Origin of the sequence: Collimonas fungivorans, assembly GCF_001584145.1 — a bacterium.
Lineage (GTDB): Bacteria > Pseudomonadota > Gammaproteobacteria > Burkholderiales > Burkholderiaceae_D > Collimonas > Collimonas fungivorans.
This window is the reverse complement of the sequence record NZ_CP013232.1, coordinates 888,946-905,158: the sequence shown is the minus strand read 5'-3', so window position 1 is coordinate 905,158 and position 16,213 is coordinate 888,946. Positions and strand designations below refer to the sequence as shown.

Below are 16,213 nucleotides of genomic sequence, written 5' to 3'. Positions count from 1 at the left end.
ACCGCAACAGACTGGATGCCATGTTTCCCTATATATTAAAACGCCTGATGGGGCTGATACCGACCTTGCTGATCGTGGCGGTCATGGTATTTCTGTTTGTCCACCTGCTGCCGGGCGATCCGGCGCGGCTGGTGGCCGGGCCAGAGGCCGACTCGCAGACAGTCGAGCTGATCCGCCAGGACCTGGGCCTGGACAAGCCGATGCACGAGCAGTTCATCAACTATTTCAGCAAGGCGCTGCGCGGCGACTTCGGCACTTCCCTGCGTAGCAAGCGCCCGGTCAGCACTGAAATCGCCGAGCGTTTCTGGCCCACTTTCTGGCTCACCGTCACCAGCATGGTGTGGGCAGTGCTGTTCGGCCTGGTCATCGGCATCGTCTCCGCGGTATGGCGCAACGAGTGGCCGGACCGCCTCGGCATGACGCTGGCGGTATCCGGCATTTCCTTTCCGTCGTTTGCGCTGGGCATGCTGCTGATGGAACTGTTTTCGGTCAAGCTCGGCTGGCTGCCTACCATCGGCGCCGACAGCTGGCGCCACTATATCCTGCCGTCGCTGGCTCTGGGTGCAGCGGTGGCCGCCGTCATGGCGCGTTTTACCCGTTCCTCGTTCGTGGAAATCCTGCAGGAAGATTTTGTGCGCACCGCGCGCGCCAAGGGCCTGTCGGAAACCATCGTGGTGCTCAAGCACTGCCTGCGTAATTCCCTGATCCCGGTGGTCACCATGATGGGCTTGCAGTTCGGGTTCCTGCTGGGCGGCTCCATCGTGGTGGAAAAAGTGTTCAACTGGCCCGGCATGGGACGCTTGCTGATCGACGCCGTCGAAATGCGCGACTACCCGGTGATCCAGGCCGAGATCCTGCTGTTCTCGCTGGAATTCATTTTCATCAACCTGGTGGTTGACGTGCTGTACGCCGTCATCAACCCCAGCATCCGTTACAAGTGAGGCCGCCTGTGTCTACTCCATCCAATCCCGTGGCAGCCATCGCCGCCGCGCCGCTGCCGAGCACCATACGCACGCCCTGGAGCGAATTCTGGCGCAAGTTCAAGAAGCAGCACCTGGCGGTTGCAGCCGGCTGCTTCGTGCTGTTCCTGATCGTAGTGGCGATTACCGCGCCCTGGCTGTCGCCTTACGACGCTGAAAACTATTTCGATTACGATGCCCTGAATGCCGGGCCGTCGCTGGCGCACTGGTTCGGCGTCGATTCCCTCGGCCGCGATATTTTCAGCCGCATCCTGATGGGTACGCGGATTTCCCTGACCGCCGGTTTTTCGTCAGTCGCCGTGGGCGCCGTGGTCGGCACCCTGGCCGGCCTGATTGCCGGTTATTACGAAGGCTGGCCTGACCGCATCATCATGCGCATCTGCGACGTGCTCTTTGCCTTCCCCGGCATCCTGCTGGCGATCGGCATCGTGGCGATCCTCGGCAACGGCATGTCGAACGTGATTTTCGCGGTAGCGATTTTCAGCATCCCGACGTTTGCGCGGCTGGTGCGCGGCAATACGCTGGCGCTGAAACACCTGACCTTCATCGAAGCGGTGCGCAGCATAGGCGCCAACGACCGCACCATCATCCTGCGCCATATCTTCCCCGGCACGGTATCGGCGGTGGTGGTGTATTTCACCATGCGTATCGGCACTTCCATCATCACCGCCGCCAGCCTGTCCTTCCTCGGCATGGGCGCGCAGCCGCCGATGCCGGAATGGGGCGCGATGCTCAACGAAGCGCGTTCCGACATGATGACCGCGCCGCATATCGCGATTTTCCCCAGCCTGGCTATCTTCTTCACGGTGCTGGCCTTCAATCTCCTGGGGGACGGCTTGCGCGACGCTCTCGATCCTAAAATCGACAGACGATGACCCTTGTCCTCCCTCACATAGGCAGGTTGCCGGCCGGCCCGCTGAACGCCATCAGCGATGTCGCCGGCGTCACGGTCGGCCATGCCACGCTGGCGCAGGACGCCATTCAGACCGGCGTGACAGTGATCCGCCCGCACGGCGGCGATCCGTTCCGCGACAAGGTGCCTGCCGCTGCGGTCGTATTCAACGGCTTCGGCAAAAGCATAGGTCTGGTGCAGTTGCAAGAACTGGGGGTGCTTGAAACTCCGGTCGCCTTGACCAACACCATGTCGGTCGGCAGCGTCGCCACGGCCCAGGTTCTTTCCGCCATCCAGGCCAACCCGGAGATCGGACGCAGCGAACCGACGGTCAATCCACTGGTGTTTGAATGCAATGACGGCTACCTGAACGATATCCAGGCCATGGCAGTCGGCGCCGAGCACTACCGGCAAGCGCTGGCTAGCGCCGCGCCTCAGTTTGAGCAAGGCGCGGTTGGCGCCGGGCGCGGCATGTCGTGTTTCGACCTCAAGGGCGGCATCGGTTCAGCCTCGCGCCAGACAAGCGTCGGCGGCATGCAATATTGCGTCGGCGCGCTGGTGCTGGCCAACTTCGGCAAACTGGCGGCGCTGACGCTGGCCGGCCAGCATATCGGAAACGGTCTGCGGCGTTTGCGGCAAGCCGCGCCTGAAACGCCCGAGATGGGCTCGATCATCATGATCATTGCAACCGATGCGCCGCTCGATGCACGCCAGCTGGGACGGCTGGCGACCCGCTGCGGCGTCGGCCTGGGGCGCACCGGCTCGGTCTACGGCCACGGCAGCGGCGACTTGGCGCTGGCGTTTTCCACTGCGCAAACCGTGCCGCATCGCCCGGACAGCGCACTACGGCAAAGCGCCTGCCTGCACGACAACCTGCTCGACCCGCTGTTTGAAGCAGTGGTCGACAGCACCGAACAAGCCATCGTCAATGCGCTGTTTGCCGCGGAAAGCGTCACCGGACGCGATGGCCATCGGCGCCTGTCGCTGCGCGATGCCGCCAGCGGCCAGTCTTGATTCACTTACCAGAACAGAATAATGAAAATCCTGATTTCCGTTGATATAGAAGGCGTAGCCGGCGTATTCCATCCGGAACAGACACGCGCCGGCAATCCCGAATACGAACGCGCGCGGCGCCTGATGACGGCGGAAGCGAATGCCGTCATCGAAGGCGCGCTGGCCGGAGGCGCCAGCGAGATCCTGGTGAACGATTCGCACGGCGGTTTCCGCAACCTGCTGCCGGACTTGCTGCATCCCGCCGCTTCCGCCATTCTCGGCAAGCCGCGCCTGCTGGGCATGATGAGCGGCGTCGACAGCGGCGTCGCCGGCGTGATGATGGTCGGCTACCACGGCCGCTCGCAGAGCCGCGGCATCCTTGCCCACACCATCAACAGCTTTGCTTTTTCGCGCGTCTGGCTGAACGACCAGGAACTGGGCGAAGCAGGCATCTATGGCGCGCTCGCCGGCGAATTCGGCGTGCCGGTGATTTTCGGCAGCGGCGACGATGTTTTTGTGGAAGAGAACCGGCCGCTGTTTCCGCAAGCCACGCTGGTCAGCGTCAAGACCGCTGATGGCAGCAACAGCGGCACGTCGCTGTCGCCGCAACGTTCACTAAGCTTGTTGAGCGAAGGCGCCAAAGCCGCACTCGCCAATCTTGCCGCCGCTCGTCCCTTCGTATTGCAGCCGACGATCACATGCAGGTTGCAAATTCAGAGCCCTGCGCTGGCCGACCTGTTCTGTCAGCTGCCTTTGCTGCAGCGGATCGACGGTGTCAATGTCGAGTTCACTGCGCCGTCGGTGCAATACGCCGTAAGGATATTGAACAGCTTGTCGGCGATGTCTTTCATGCTGCGTTAGCAGCCGGGCCTGTTTGCGCAGCAGGTTTCTTCAGGCGCCGGCAATACCAGGCGCCGGCCGCCAGCTGCACCAGCAATGCAATCGCCCATGAAATCCGGTGCGCAACCGCCGCATAACTGCCGGCATCGTGCGGCCAGGCATTGAGCAGCAAACCGAAACCATACTGCACCACAAACGCGCCGGCAAAAAGCGCCAGGGTCAGCCCGGTGCTGACGCGCCCCGCCAGATGCGCCGGAAATTCGCGCACCAGCGCTGCATACGACAACACGCCGGAAGTGCCCAACAAACCATACAAACCCCATAGCAGCCAGTCCGGCAAAGGCGTGCCGAGCGCGATCAGCAACTGCGCCAGCATGAACAGGAACATCCCTGCGCCTGCGGTCGTGTGCAGGGAAATCCCGCGCTGCTGCAAGCGGCGCGCCAGCCAGCCGGAGCCGACCGCGCCCAGCACCATCGCCACGCCGGCCAGCGCCACGATATTGGCCGCGGCGGCGGCCGACAGCCGGCTGACATCGCGCAAATACGGTCCGGCCCACAAACCCTGCACGCCAAGGAACACGCCTTGGCTCGCCATCACCAGGGGCGCCGTGCGCCAGAACACCGCGCTGCGGAAAATGCCGCCGATATCGCGCAGCTGCGCCGCCAGGCTGCTTTTCGGATGCTGCTCATCTTTTTCCGGCACCAGCGTAAACAAGGCCAGCACAATCATCAGGATCAATACGGCAATCACCACGAACAGCACGCGCCAGGTAGTGATGCCCAAGGCCCAGGCAATCGGCGTCCCGGTGGCGACCGCGCCCAGGCCGCCAATCGCATAGATGGCGCCGTTCATCAAAGGCAGGTGATCGTGCGGGAACCAGGCGACGATCGCTTTCAGGCCGGCCATCAGGCAAGCCGAGGTGCCTATGCCCAGCAGCAGGCGGCCGACCAGCAGGGTGCTGAAGCCGTGGGCATTGGCCGACACCACCGCGCCGGCCGCCGCCAGCAGCAACAGGCAAGCCAGGACCCGGCGCGGGCCGAAGCGGTCCAGCAAGATGCCGAGCGGCAGCTGGCAAGCGGCGAAAGCGAAAAAATACAGGCTGGTCAGCAGCCCCAGCTGCGCCGGCGACAATCCCAGCTCACTGCTGAGCAAGGGCGCCAGCGGCAAGTTGATGCCGCGCGCCAGGTAGGAAATGAAATAGCCGGAAGAAAATATCAGGAAAACACGGGTAGCTAACTTCATGGTCGGTCACTAAAAAAACTGGATATGACGATAGTAGACAGCAAATTGCCCGGAGGCCAACGAAGTGTTTTATCCTTATATGTGAATGGAATTAACCGATTGATTAAAAAAATGAGAAATGAGCAATCATGTTTGAGCGACTGCCGCCGACCCAGACCTTGCGCGCGTTTGAAGCCGCGGCGCGGCTGGGCAACTATACCCGCGCCGGAGAAGAGCTGCACCTGACGCACAGCGCCATCAGCCACCAGATCCGCGCGCTGGAACAGCGCACCGGACGCAAGCTGTTCCAGCGTGAAGGCCGGCAGATGGTGCTGACCGACGGCGGCCGCCTGCTGGCGGGAGAAGTACGGCAGGCGCTGCTGGCGCTGGACCGCGCCCTGCACATAGGCCGGGTTGAAAGCCGGCGCGCGGCGCAAGCCTTGCGCGTCAGCGTGCCGCCATCGTTCGCCAGCGCCTGGCTGGTGCCGCGGCTGGCGGCGTTCCACCAGCAGCATCCGCATATCGACATCAGCTTGCGCAGCAGCCATGAACTGAGCGAACTGGATTTCAGCGACGCCGACGTCGCCATCTGGTACGGCCGTGCCGGGAACAAGCATTTCCGCTACCAATGCCTGCTGAAGGAAGTGATTTTCCCGGTATGCAGCCCGCGCTTCGCCGCCAGCCATCCCGCCATCGCGCCGCAGGAACTGGTGCACCATCCCTTGCTGCGCTTTGCCCACCATGGCGGCTGGGAACCGTGGTTTGCCGCTGCCGGCATCAAGCAGGGCGAGCCGCAAACCGGCCCGGTGTACGACGACCCCATGCATCTGCTGGACGCCGCCGCAGCCGACCAGGGCATCGCCCTGGCGCGCAGCTGCCTGGTGCGCAACCACCTCGCCAGCGGCCGCCTGGTGCGCCTGTTCGATATCACCGCCGCGGCCCGCGGCAACTATTTTTCGGTCTCTCCCTTCGATACCGAAAAGCAAGCTACCATCGCCGAATTCCAGGACTGGCTGGGCGCCATCTTGTCCGACTCAACAGAATAAATGCCAATGCCAACCATTACCGCACTCACGCTGTACCCGATCAAATCCTGCGCCGGCATTGCCCTGCAGGCAGCCACCGTGACCGCCTCCGGCCTCAGCCATCAGCAAGCGCACGACCGCGAATGGATGGTGGTCGACAGCGGCGGACAGTTCCTGTCGCAGCGCAGCCACCCTGCCATGGCCCTGATCGTGCCGGTCTTGCAGGCCGGCACCATGACCGTGCAAGCGCCCGGCATGCCGCCGCTGCTGGTCCCGACCGCGCCGCTGGATCGCGCGCAAGCGGCGTCGCTGGCGGTGGTCGTCTGGGACGATCACCTCAACGCCCACGACTGCGGCGATGCCGCTGCCGCCTGGTTCTCGCGTGTCTTGGGCCAACCCTGCAAGCTGGTGCGCTTTGACCCTGGGGCCAGGCGCCTGGCCAGTAAAAAGTGGACGCTCGATGCGGATGCGCCGACCCGCTTTGCCGACGGTTATCCGATGCTGCTGATATCGCAGGGGTCGCTGGACGACCTCAACCGGAAACTGCAGGCGCAGGACCGGACGCCATTGCCGATGAACCGTTTCCGGCCAAACATCGTGATCGATGGCGTGGATGCTTTTGAAGAGGATTTTCTGGAAACGCTGCAAGCCGGGCCGGTCTGCCTGCAACCTGTAAAACCATGCACGCGCTGCCCGATGCCGGCCATCGACCAGGCCAGCGGAGAAATCGGCCCCGATCCGATGGATATCCTGCTGACCTACCGCGCCAATCCGCGTGTCGACGGCGCCGTCACTTTCGGCGTCAACATGATAGTGCGGGAAGGGAATGGCGCGATCCTGCGCATCGGGCAGGACATCGAGGGTGAGCTGGCGTTCTAGAGGCTTACTGCGGCTTGACGGCAGGCGCCAGCTCGGCCTGCAAGCGCTCGTACTTGGCTTGCAGCTGTTCCTTCGATTCATGCCATGCCGGATCCAGCGGAATGCAGCTGACCGGACAGACCTGCTGGCATTGCGGTTCGTTGAAATGGCCGACGCATTCGGTGCACTTGTGCGGGTCGATTTCGTAAATCAGCGGCCCCATGTAAATCGCGCCGTTCGGGCACTCTGGCTCGCATACGTCGCAATTAATACAGTCGTCGGTGATCAATAAAGCCATTGCACTACTCTACTCAAGTTGCCGCGGGAGCAGACCATCCCGCCTTGCCGCCATTTTATGCCTGTTGGAGATTCGCCGCTGAGCATGCCCTCAGGGCTGCTGGGCGTCCAACTTTTCCTTCAGCCATTTTTCGACCGAAGGGAAAACGAATTTGGAGACATCGCCGCCCAGCGTCGCGATCTCGCGCACGATGGTGCCGGAGATGAACTGGTACTGGTCGGACGGCGTCAGGAACAGGGTTTCCACATCCGGCAGCAGGTAGCGGTTCATGCCTGCCATCTGGAACTCGAACTCAAAGTCGGATACCGCGCGCAAGCCGCGCACGATCACGTTGGCGTCATGCTGGCGCACAAAATCCTTGAGCAGTCCGGAGAAACTTTCCACCTGCACATTGGGGTAATGGCCCAGCACCTCGTTGGCGATCGACAGCCGTTCTTCCAGGGAGAAAAACGGTTTCTTGTTCTTGCTGTCGGCGACGCCGACCACCAGCTTGTCAAACAGCCCGGATGCACGACGCACCAGATCTTCATGGCCGCGCGTGAGCGGATCGAACGTACCTGGATAAACTGCTGTGACCATCTTTCTTCCCCCAATCAGATCGCGCATTATGCCTGAATTTGCCTCAGGCAGAATGCACTTGCCTTTTCAGCAAGTGGTAAAACACTATACCAGCCTTATCCGCCCGCAGCAGCTGCCAGCCGTCCAGCCAGGCCGGCAGGTCGTCCTCCTGCAGCGCGAATTCAGACTCAAGGTACAGCAAACCCTGGTCGGCCAGCAAACCCTGGCACAGGGGCAGCACCTTTTCCAGCCAGCCCTGCTGATAAGGCGGGTCGAGGAAAATCAGGTCAAAACGAGCGGAGCCAGCATCTGCGCCGGCCTCGATGTTGGCCTCAATGCTGGCCTTATTTAGCCAAGTCACCGCATCGCTGCGCAGGATCCGCACCTGGCTGGCGTCCAGCTTGGCCTTGGCGGCTTCCAGCTGGCGCGCCGCCGGCGTGTTGTGCTCGATCATGGTCACTTCCAGGGCGCCGCGGCTGGCGGCTTCAAACCCTAGCGCGCCGGTGCCGGCAAACAGGTCCAGGCAGCGCACCGTGCTCCAGTTGCCATCAAGCAAGTGTGTCAGCCAGTTGAACAGGGTTTCGCGCACCCGGTCCGGCGTCGGCCGCAAGCCTTCGCTATCCAATACCGCCAGCGGCGTGCGTTTCCAGGCGCCGCCAATGATGCGGACCTGGCGCGCCAAGGGCGGTTTGATGGCATGCACCGGTGTCTTCGGCGGCTTTTTGCTGCTTGGTTTTTTCATTAATTTTAATAAAGACGGGAAATTTGGCTGGAAATCGGTCAATCGCATCTGTGCACCGGGCTATCCCCGATTTGAGGGGCCTGCGCTCTGATAGAATGCCTAGCAGCCTGTCGGCCTTAAGGGATCGAAGCGAAAAAATAGCTGAGCGAGGCCAGATTTTGCCGGATTCGCAGTGTCAATAGCCTAGCTATTGACCAAGAAGCCGGTGAAATATGGGCCGCTCAGCTATTTTTGCAGCCGATCACCTTAAGGCCGATAGGCTGCTAGGATTGTACCTCTTGTGCAGCCGGCCTTGAAAGGTCGCTGCAACGCCCTATTTCACTGCCTTACAGATCAGGCCTCAGATGTTTAGCTTCTTCAAGAAAAAACCAAAACCCGAAGTAACGCCGCTGCCGGAATCTTCTGCGCCAGCCGACTTGGCGCAGATTGAAGCCGTAGAAGCCATTCCAGCCGTTGTTGCGCCAGACGCGCCGGCGCCGGCTGAGGTGAACGTGACGCCAGATCCTGTGGTCGCGCCGGAAGTCGAGCCGGCAGCGGAAATCGAAATCGTTCCGGCGCCAGTCGCTGCAGAACAGAAACGCTCGTGGCTGTCGCGCCTCAAAACGGGGCTGTCGAAAACGTCCTCCAACTTGAGCATACTGTTTGTCGGCGCCAAGATCGACGACGACTTGTATGAGGAACTGGAGTCGGCGCTGCTGGTGTCAGACGCCGGCGTCGACGCCACCCATTTCCTGCTCAACGCCCTGAAAAAGAAGGTCAAGGACGACAAGCTGACCGAAGCGGTACAGGTCAAGGCTGCGCTGCGCAGCTTGCTGATCGATCTGCTCAGCCCCCTGCAGAAACCGCTGGTGCTGGACCAGCACCAGCCGCTGGTGATCATGATCGCCGGCGTCAACGGCGCCGGCAAGACGACAACCATCGGCAAGCTGGCCAAGCACCTGCAAGCGCATAAACAATCGGTGCTGCTGGCCGCCGGCGATACCTTTCGCGCCGCCGCGCGCGAACAGCTGACGATCTGGGGCGAGCGCAACAACGTCACCGTGATCGCGCAGGAATCCGGCGATCCGGCCGCCGTCGCGTTCGACGCAGTGCATTCGGCGCAGGCGCGCGGCACCAATGTGGTGATGGTCGACACCGCCGGCCGCCTGCCAACCCAGTTGCACCTGATGGACGAGCTGAAGAAGATCAAGCGCGTCATCGGCAAAGGCATGGCCACCGCACCGCACGAGATATTGCTGGTCATCGACGGCAATACCGGCCAGAACGCGCTGGCGCAAGTCAAGGCGTTCGACGATGCGCTCGGCTTGACCGGCCTGGTGATCACCAAGCTGGACGGCACCGCCAAGGGCGGCGTGCTGGCGGCCATCGCCACCACCCGCGCGATCCCGGTGTATTTCATCGGTGTCGGCGAACAGATCGAAGACTTGCAGCCGTTTGACGCGGCCGAATTTGTGGATGCATTGCTGAATTAATTACAAGCCAATTATCGATGACAGGTCCTAGCCATTCCATGATTGAATTCAACCAGGTCTCAAAAAAATATGCGCGCGACGTGGTTGCGCTGCGCGATATCACGCTGACGGTCAACAAGGGCGACCTGATTTTCCTGGCCGGTCCTTCCGGCGCCGGCAAAACCACGCTGCTCAACCTGATCGCCGCGATCGAACGCCCCAGCAGCGGCACGCTGACTGTCAGCGGCGCCAACGTCGGCAAACTGAAATCGTCCGGCCTGCCTTACTTGCGGCGCAACCTGGGCCTGATCCTGCAACAGCAGAAACTGCTGCAAGACCGCAGCGTGCTGGCCAATGTCATGCTGCCGCTGCTGGTGACCGGCGCCACCCGCGCCGAAGCCGAAAAACGGGCCCAGGCCGCGCTTGACAAGGTCGGCCTGCTGGACAAGGCCGCGACCGATCCGCAAGCGCTGTCGGGCGGTGAACAGCAGCGCGTGTCGATCGCGCGCGCCATCGTCAACCGTCCGCAAATCATCCTGGCCGACGAACCGACCGCCAACCTCGACCGCGACAACGCCAACAAGGTGCTCGATGCGCTCAAGTCGTTCCACGCAGCCGGCGTGACTTGCCTGATTTCCACCCACGATGAGCAGTTCCTTGACAGCGCCAACCGCGTGGTGTTCCTGGACCAGGGCCAGATCGTCGACCACTGGCGGAAGTCCGCAGCCGGAGGTGCAGCATGAACAGCTGGCTGCGGCAACACCTGTTCGCCATCAACGACGCCTTCACCCATCTGTTCAAGGCGCCCGGCGGTTTTGCGCTGAATGTGCTGGTGGTGGCGATTGCGCTGGCGCTGCCGTTCGGCGGCCTGACCCTGATCGAGAACGTGCGCCCGGTTTCCGAGCAGCTGGCGGTAGAACCCGAAATCAGCATCTTCATGGCGCTGGACGCGGCGCGTGAAAAAACCACCGCGCTGGCCAAGCCTATCGACGCCATCCTGCAGCAGCACCGCAGTACGGCCAAAGTCATGTTCATCCCGCGCGAAGACGCCCTGATCAGCCTGAAAAACAAAACCGGCATGGACGATGCACTGACCACGCTGGGCCAGAATCCTTTGCCGGATGCATACGTACTGAAACTGACCGGTTTCCACGATGCGCCTGACGCTGCCCGCATCGACGCCATCGCGGCCGACCTCAAGGCTCTGCCCGGGGTCGATACCGTGCAGGTCGATTCGGAATGGGTCAAGCGGCTGGCGGCCTTGCTCGGCATCCTGCGCCTGGTGCTGATGTTCCTGGCCGTCACGCTGGCGGTAGTGGTGGTGGCCGTGGTGTTCAATACCGTGCGCCTGCAGGTGCTGACCCAGCGCGAAGAGATTGCCGTCGCCAAGCTGGTCGGCGCCACCGATGCCTTCATCCACCGGCCGTTTTATTACACCGGCGCGCTGCTCGGCCTGTGCGCCGGCGGGCTGGCGCTGGGCGCGGTAGCACTTGGCTTGCAGCCGCTGAACCAGGCGATTGCCGAATTCGCCCGCCTGTATGCCTCTGAATTCCGCCTGCTGCCGCTGAACTGGATCGCCAGCCTGGCGCTGCTGGCGATCAGCGCCGGCCTCGGCCTGGTCGGCGCGCTGCTGTCGGTGCGGCGCCATCTGGCCCGCCTGGCCTGACCCCGGCTCCGAGACCCGCGTGTTCCACCATCCGTCCGAATTCGTCACCTTCAAGACCAGCCCGCACCTGCCGGGCGTGGAATTGTATTCGGCGCGGCTGGTCGACCACGAATTTGCGCCGCATGTGCACGATGCCTATTCGCTAGGTGCAATTGAAACCGGGGTCGAGCGTTTCAGCCACAAGGGCTCGCAGCATGTGGCCCCGGCCGGCACGCTGGTGCTGCTGAATCCCGACGAACTGCATGACGGCCACGCCGAGGTCGCTGCCGGCTGGACTTACCAGATGCTGTTCATCGAACCGCAGCTGCTGCGCGAACTGACCGGCAGCGAAGCGTATTTCGCCGCCGCCACCGCGCACGATCCCCAGCTCGCCGACAGTTTCCAGCTGCTGTTCAAACGCATGTGGCAGGCACCGGACGACCTGGCGTTCATCTCGCATTTCACGGTACTGATAGATGCCGTCACGCAGCGCTACGGCAAGAACCTGCGCCCGGTTTCCCTGCCTAGGCCCGGCCAGCCGCAACGCATGCTGGCGATGCGGCGCGTGCTCGACTGCATCGAAGCCAACCTGGACCAGACCCTGCATATCGATACCCTGGCGGCGGAAGCCGGCATGTCGATCTTCCATTTCGTGCGGGCGTTCTCGGCCGCATTCCACGCCACTCCGCACCAATACCTGCAGGCGCGCCGCACCACGCGCGCCAAGACCTTGCTGGCCCAGCGCAGCACGCCGACCGATACCGCCGCCGCAGTCGGACTGACCGACCAGAGTCACCTGACGCGCTGGTTCAAGCGTGCCTACGGCGTCACCCCGGCGCAGTACCAACAGCAAATTGGTACAAGACCGCTGAGCTAAAGACGGGCATGATGGGGCAATATCATTACTTGTCCTCGACCCTTTTATGGCATCACTTCAATTGACCGCACTGTTGTCCCGGCCCGCATCATGCTGACCGGCCTGTTGTGTGCCCTGGGCGCTGGCCTGATGTGGGGACTGGTGTTCATCGCGCCGCTGATGCTGCCCGACTACCCCGGCCTGATGCTGTCGTTCGGCCGTTATGTTGCGTTCGGCCTGATCGCGCTGGCGCCGGCCTTGCTTGACCGCAAGCGCATCGCCGCATTGACCAGGGCCGACTGGCGCGCCGCGCTGAAGCTGTCGCTGGTCGGCAACCTGCTGTATTACGCCGCGCTGGCGACGGCGATCCAGCTGGCCGATGCACCGCTGCCGACCATGCTGATCGGCACCCTGCCGGTGGTGATTTCCGTCTTTTCCAACTGGTCGCCGGGACATGCCGCGGAAAGCGTCGCCTGGCGCCGGCTGGCGCCGTCGCTGCTGATCATCCTGCTCGGCATCCTGTGCGTCAACGCCGCCGAACTGACCCACATGCGGCTGGCAGGCAGCAGCAATACCCGTTCGATCGGCGACTATGTGCTGGGCTGCCTGATCGCGGTGGCCGCGGTCGGCGCCTGGACCTGGTATCCCATCGTCAACGCCCGCTACCTGCGCGCCAATCCGCATATCAGCCCGTCCACCTGGGCCACCGCGCAAGGCCTGGCGGTATTGCCGCTGGCCCTGATCGGACTGCTCGGCTACGGCGCTTACCTGAAACTGGCCGGCGGCTCCTATTCCTTCCCGTTTGGCCCGCGGCCGCTGCAGTTCGTCGGCCTGATGCTGGTAATCGGCCTGTGCGCGTCCTGGATCGGCACCCTGCTCTGGAACAAGGCCAGCCAGCATCTGCCGACGGCGCTGCTGGCGCAGCTGATCGTGTTTGAAACCCTGGCGGCGCTGCTGTACGCCTTCATTTTCCGCGACGCCGTACCGGGTGTGCAAGTCATGGCGGGCATAGCGCTGCTGTGCATAGGCATTGTTTTCGGTGTGCGCACCTTCCAGCATCAGATACCATAGGGACTACTTCCATTTCCGCAGTCGGCTGCGTCATCACGTGAAACCTGCATTTACCCTGTCGTCCCGCTTGCTGCTTGCCTGTTCCGTACTGGCATTGCTGGCTTGTTCACCCAAATTCAACTGGCGCGAAGTGCGCAGCAAAGACGCTCCCTACAGCGTCTTGCTGCCGGCCAAACCGTCGACCTTCGCGCGCCCTATCGATCTCGACGGCACGCCAGTCACCATGACCATGACCGCTGCCAAGGTGGACGACACGGTATTCGCGGTCGGCAGCGCCACCCTGCCCGACGCCGCCAAGGCGCAAGCGGCGCTGACCGCGATGAAAACCGCGCTGGTGAAAAACATCAACGGCACCGTCAGGGCAGAGAAAGCGACTGCCGCTGCCAGCAGCACGCAAGGGCTGTCGGCTAGCATCGATGTCGAGGCAGTCGGCACCACGCCGGGCGGCAAGGCGGAAATCCTGTTCGGACATTTTGTCAGCAAGGACAAGGAAATCTACCAGGTGATCGTGATGGGGCCGGAAAAGGCCGTTTCGCGGGAAAACGCCGAAACTTTCATCTCCTCATTCAAGCATGATTGACATTATTGCAAGAATAACAGTGCGCCGCCATACTGTAACCACCGGTGACAGCGGTGGCGAGCCCCCGACAAAGGGGTATTCTGTACAATGTCTTTTTTCATCAAAAACAATATTCTGAGGTTTTATGTTAGTTACATTCAAATCCAAGGCGTCGGCCGAAGTCACCATGTTTGAACAAGATGCAAAGCGCATCCTCGACCTGCTGAACAAAGATGTGAAGATCGGTGTCATCACGGCCGAAGAAGGCGCGGCAGCGATTGCCAAGCTGGAAGCGGAAACATCGGAAAGCCGCGCCCACCCGGCATCCGACAGCGTGCAGCACGACATCGCGGCCCATCACAACGCTGCCGGCGACGACAGCGGCCATGAGCCGGTGCAGACAGTCAACTTCGCCGCCAAGATCTATCCCCTGCTGGAAATGCTGCGCGAAGCGCACAAGCACAACGACAACGTACTCTGGGGCGTTTGATGACCTCCGGTCTTGAGCGACAGCTTACGACCGCAGATGGCATCTCTCTCTTCGTCGCCGACTGGGCGCCGGATGACGGCGTGCCGGTGGCCGGCAGCATCCTGCTGATGCACGGACTGGGCGAACATGCTGGGCGTTACGCCCATGTAATACGCTTTTTCAATCGCTGCGGCCTGCTGGTGCGCAGCTACGATCATCGCGGCCACGGCCGTTCCGGCGGACCGCGCGGCGACGCGCCGGATGAAACCGCCTTGTTGCGCGACGCCCGGCTGGTGCTGGACGACTTCAACCGCCAGGCGCAGCTGAACTATCCGGCGCTGACGGGCAAGCTCCCCTTTTTGTTCGGCCACAGCATGGGCGGCCTGTTTGCAGCGCGCTTTGCGGTAGCCGCAATGGCGCCGCTGCGCGGCCTGATTTTATCCTCGCCCGGATTGGCCTTGCGCCTGAGCCAGGTGCAGCTCGGCCTGCTCAAGCTGATGTCGGCAGTGGCTCCCGGCCTGGCCTTGCCCAACGGCCTGGACGTCGATCACCTGTCGCACGATCCCGCAGTGGCCAAAGCCTATAGCAACGATCCGCTGGTGCACAACAAGATCACCGCGCGCCTGCTGAACAGCATGTTGCGCTCCGGCGAATTCGCCCAAAGCCAGGCACACACCCTGGCAGTCCCGACGCTGCTGGTGATTGGTGGCGACGACCGCATCATCGATCCCGACGGCAGCCGCCGTTTTTTTGCCGCCTTGCCGCCCGCTATCGTCACATTCCGCGACTACGACGGCATGTACCACGAGATTTTCAATGAAGTCGGCGCCGAGCGGGTATTTGCGGATGTGCGCCGCTGGCTTGAGGCGCAGTACATGCTGCAGCCGCCAGCGACAGCCCATCCGACCCTGGCAGAGAAGTTGCCGGTCTGATATTTGACATGGTTGCCAGGCTAAACATTTATGGCAAAGAATTGTTACTGTCAAGCAATTCGAAAATTTCACTTTTTCCTGTCGCAATCGCCACCTAACTGTAGGTGGGCGACCATATCCCCGCTACAATCGCGTTGTTACCATCCTGTCTAGCTGCGTCATGATTTCCTTCGGCATTACCGATTTTGGCCTGTTCCTGATGGCTGTCCTGCTGCTGAACGCCACTCCCGGCCCGGATACCGCCTATATTGTCGGCCGCAGCGTGGCGCAGGGCCGGCGCGCCGGCCTGCTGTCCGCGCTTGGCATCACCGCCGGCTGCTGCATCCATGCGACCCTGTCGGCCTTCGGCCTGACGGCGCTGCTGGCAGCCTCCGCCACTGCCTTCATGGCGGTCAAGCTGGCGGGCGGCGCCTACCTGGTGTATCTGGGGATCAGGATGCTGCTCAGCAAGAAGGCTGCCGCCAGCGAACAGCAGCCGCAGCTGGACCTGCGCTCGCACAAGACGATTTTTGTCCAGGCCCTGATCACCAATGTGCTCAATCCCAAGGTGATCTTGTTTTTCCTGTCCTTTTTCCCACAGTTCGTGCGCCATGATTCGCCGCACAAGATCGCCGCCTTCTTGCTGCTTGGCGCCGTCTTTTCGGTCGTCACGCTGTGCTGGAACAGCGGCACCGCCATGCTGGCCGGCACCCTGACACGGCACGCCAGCAATAATCCACAGATCAAGCATTGGCTTGAACGCACGGTAGGCGCCGCTTTCATTGCCTTGGGCATCAAGCTGGCGTTGACCAAAAACTGAGCAAGTTTTCCAACAACCAATAC

The 16,213-nt window shown here is 62.2% G+C and carries 19 protein-coding genes; 15 read left to right on the top strand and 4 right to left on the bottom strand.

The window, feature by feature from the left end:
• Positions 1 to 20: 20 nt before the first annotated feature.
• Genes gsiC through CFter6_RS03870 form a run of 4 tightly spaced genes read left to right on the top strand, consistent with a single transcriptional unit; the run spans position 21 to position 3,726 of the window.
• Positions 21 to 941 carry a glutathione ABC transporter permease GsiC gene (gene gsiC, locus CFter6_RS03885; RefSeq protein WP_061542200.1) on the top strand — a complete coding sequence of 307 codons (921 nt, stop codon included), beginning with the start codon at positions 21 to 23 and terminating at the stop codon, positions 939 to 941.
• Between the two features lie 8 nt (positions 942 to 949).
• A complete protein-coding gene (gsiD, locus tag CFter6_RS03880) occupies positions 950 to 1,855 on the top strand; it encodes a glutathione ABC transporter permease GsiD (RefSeq protein WP_061538809.1) in 906 nt (301 codons plus the stop codon).
• Complete coding sequence (locus tag CFter6_RS03875) at positions 1,852 to 2,886, top strand: DmpA family aminopeptidase (RefSeq protein WP_061538808.1); 1,035 nt, start codon at positions 1,852 to 1,854, stop codon at positions 2,884 to 2,886. Before gsiD ends, CFter6_RS03875 begins: the two co-directional genes overlap by 4 nt.
• Positions 2,887 to 2,907: 21 nt before the next feature.
• The gene (locus CFter6_RS03870; protein WP_061538807.1) at positions 2,908 to 3,726 is read left to right on the top strand and encodes a M55 family metallopeptidase; all 819 of its coding nucleotides are present in this window, start codon (positions 2,908 to 2,910) and stop codon (positions 3,724 to 3,726) included.
• Here the strand turns inward: CFter6_RS03870 and CFter6_RS03865 are convergent.
• Positions 3,713 to 4,948: an MFS transporter gene (locus CFter6_RS03865; protein WP_061538806.1), complete on the bottom strand. Its 1,236-nt coding sequence runs from the start codon at positions 4,946 to 4,948 to the stop codon at positions 3,713 to 3,715. The two genes, CFter6_RS03870 and CFter6_RS03865, sit on opposite strands and share 14 nt — an antisense overlap.
• A gap of 128 nt (positions 4,949 to 5,076) precedes the next feature.
• Between CFter6_RS03865 and gcvA the strand changes: the two genes are divergently transcribed.
• Both gcvA and CFter6_RS03855 read left to right on the top strand, forming a co-directional pair.
• On the top strand, positions 5,077 to 5,973 hold the full coding sequence (gene gcvA / locus CFter6_RS03860; protein WP_061538805.1) for a transcriptional regulator GcvA: 897 nt from the start codon (positions 5,077 to 5,079) through the stop codon (positions 5,971 to 5,973).
• 6 nt (positions 5,974 to 5,979) lie between these two features.
• Positions 5,980 to 6,831, top strand: a complete 852-nt coding sequence (locus CFter6_RS03855) for an MOSC domain-containing protein (protein WP_061542199.1) — start codon at positions 5,980 to 5,982, stop codon at positions 6,829 to 6,831.
• Positions 6,832 to 6,835: 4 nt separating this feature from the next.
• On the opposite strand, the gene CFter6_RS03850 is transcribed toward CFter6_RS03855, so the two are convergent.
• The 3 genes from CFter6_RS03850 to rsmD form a co-directional block, all read right to left on the bottom strand.
• Complete coding sequence (locus CFter6_RS03850) at positions 6,836 to 7,108, bottom strand: YfhL family 4Fe-4S dicluster ferredoxin (RefSeq protein WP_061538804.1); 273 nt, start codon at positions 7,106 to 7,108, stop codon at positions 6,836 to 6,838.
• A gap of 90 nt (positions 7,109 to 7,198) precedes the next feature.
• Positions 7,199 to 7,687, bottom strand: coding sequence for a pantetheine-phosphate adenylyltransferase (gene coaD, locus CFter6_RS03845; RefSeq protein WP_038485166.1), 489 nt, complete (start codon positions 7,685 to 7,687; stop codon positions 7,199 to 7,201).
• 43 nt (positions 7,688 to 7,730) lie between these two features.
• A complete protein-coding gene (gene rsmD, locus CFter6_RS03840) occupies positions 7,731 to 8,408 on the bottom strand; it encodes a 16S rRNA (guanine(966)-N(2))-methyltransferase RsmD (protein ID WP_061538803.1) in 678 nt (225 codons plus the stop codon).
• Positions 8,409 to 8,752: 344 nt separating this feature from the next.
• On the opposite strand from rsmD, the gene ftsY reads away from it, so the two are divergent.
• The 9 genes from ftsY to CFter6_RS03795 all read left to right on the top strand — a co-directional run bounded on the left by ftsY (position 8,753) and on the right by CFter6_RS03795 (position 16,190).
• Positions 8,753 to 9,880 (top strand): signal recognition particle-docking protein FtsY, encoded by a 1,128-nt coding sequence (ftsY, locus tag CFter6_RS03835; protein ID WP_061538802.1) that lies wholly within the window; start codon positions 8,753 to 8,755, stop codon positions 9,878 to 9,880.
• A gap of 38 nt (positions 9,881 to 9,918) precedes the next feature.
• Positions 9,919 to 10,602 (top strand): cell division ATP-binding protein FtsE, encoded by a 684-nt coding sequence (locus CFter6_RS03830; RefSeq protein WP_061538801.1) that lies wholly within the window; start codon positions 9,919 to 9,921, stop codon positions 10,600 to 10,602.
• Entirely contained in the window at positions 10,599 to 11,525 is a 927-nt protein-coding gene (ftsX, locus tag CFter6_RS03825) for a permease-like cell division protein FtsX (protein WP_061538800.1), read from the top strand. The genes CFter6_RS03830 and ftsX overlap by 4 nt, the downstream gene beginning before the upstream one ends.
• 19 nt (positions 11,526 to 11,544) lie before the next feature.
• A complete protein-coding gene (locus tag CFter6_RS03820; RefSeq protein ID WP_236904510.1) occupies positions 11,545 to 12,381 on the top strand; it encodes an AraC family transcriptional regulator in 837 nt (278 codons plus the stop codon).
• A gap of 90 nt (positions 12,382 to 12,471) precedes the next feature.
• Entirely contained in the window at positions 12,472 to 13,431 is a 960-nt protein-coding gene (locus CFter6_RS03815) for a DMT family transporter (protein WP_061538798.1), read from the top strand.
• Positions 13,432 to 13,468: 37 nt separating this feature from the next.
• Positions 13,469 to 14,011 (top strand): hypothetical protein, encoded by a 543-nt coding sequence (locus CFter6_RS03810; protein ID WP_236904509.1) that lies wholly within the window; start codon positions 13,469 to 13,471, stop codon positions 14,009 to 14,011.
• Positions 14,012 to 14,135: 124 nt separating this feature from the next.
• Complete coding sequence (locus CFter6_RS03805; protein WP_061538797.1) at positions 14,136 to 14,480, top strand: DUF1840 domain-containing protein; 345 nt, start codon at positions 14,136 to 14,138, stop codon at positions 14,478 to 14,480.
• Complete coding sequence (locus tag CFter6_RS03800) at positions 14,480 to 15,391, top strand: alpha/beta hydrolase (RefSeq protein WP_061538796.1); 912 nt, start codon at positions 14,480 to 14,482, stop codon at positions 15,389 to 15,391. The genes CFter6_RS03805 and CFter6_RS03800 overlap by 1 nt, the downstream gene beginning before the upstream one ends.
• Before the next feature lie 160 nt (positions 15,392 to 15,551).
• The gene (locus tag CFter6_RS03795; RefSeq protein WP_061538795.1) at positions 15,552 to 16,190 is read left to right on the top strand and encodes a LysE family translocator; all 639 of its coding nucleotides are present in this window, start codon (positions 15,552 to 15,554) and stop codon (positions 16,188 to 16,190) included.
• Positions 16,191 to 16,213: the final 23 nt, after the last annotated feature.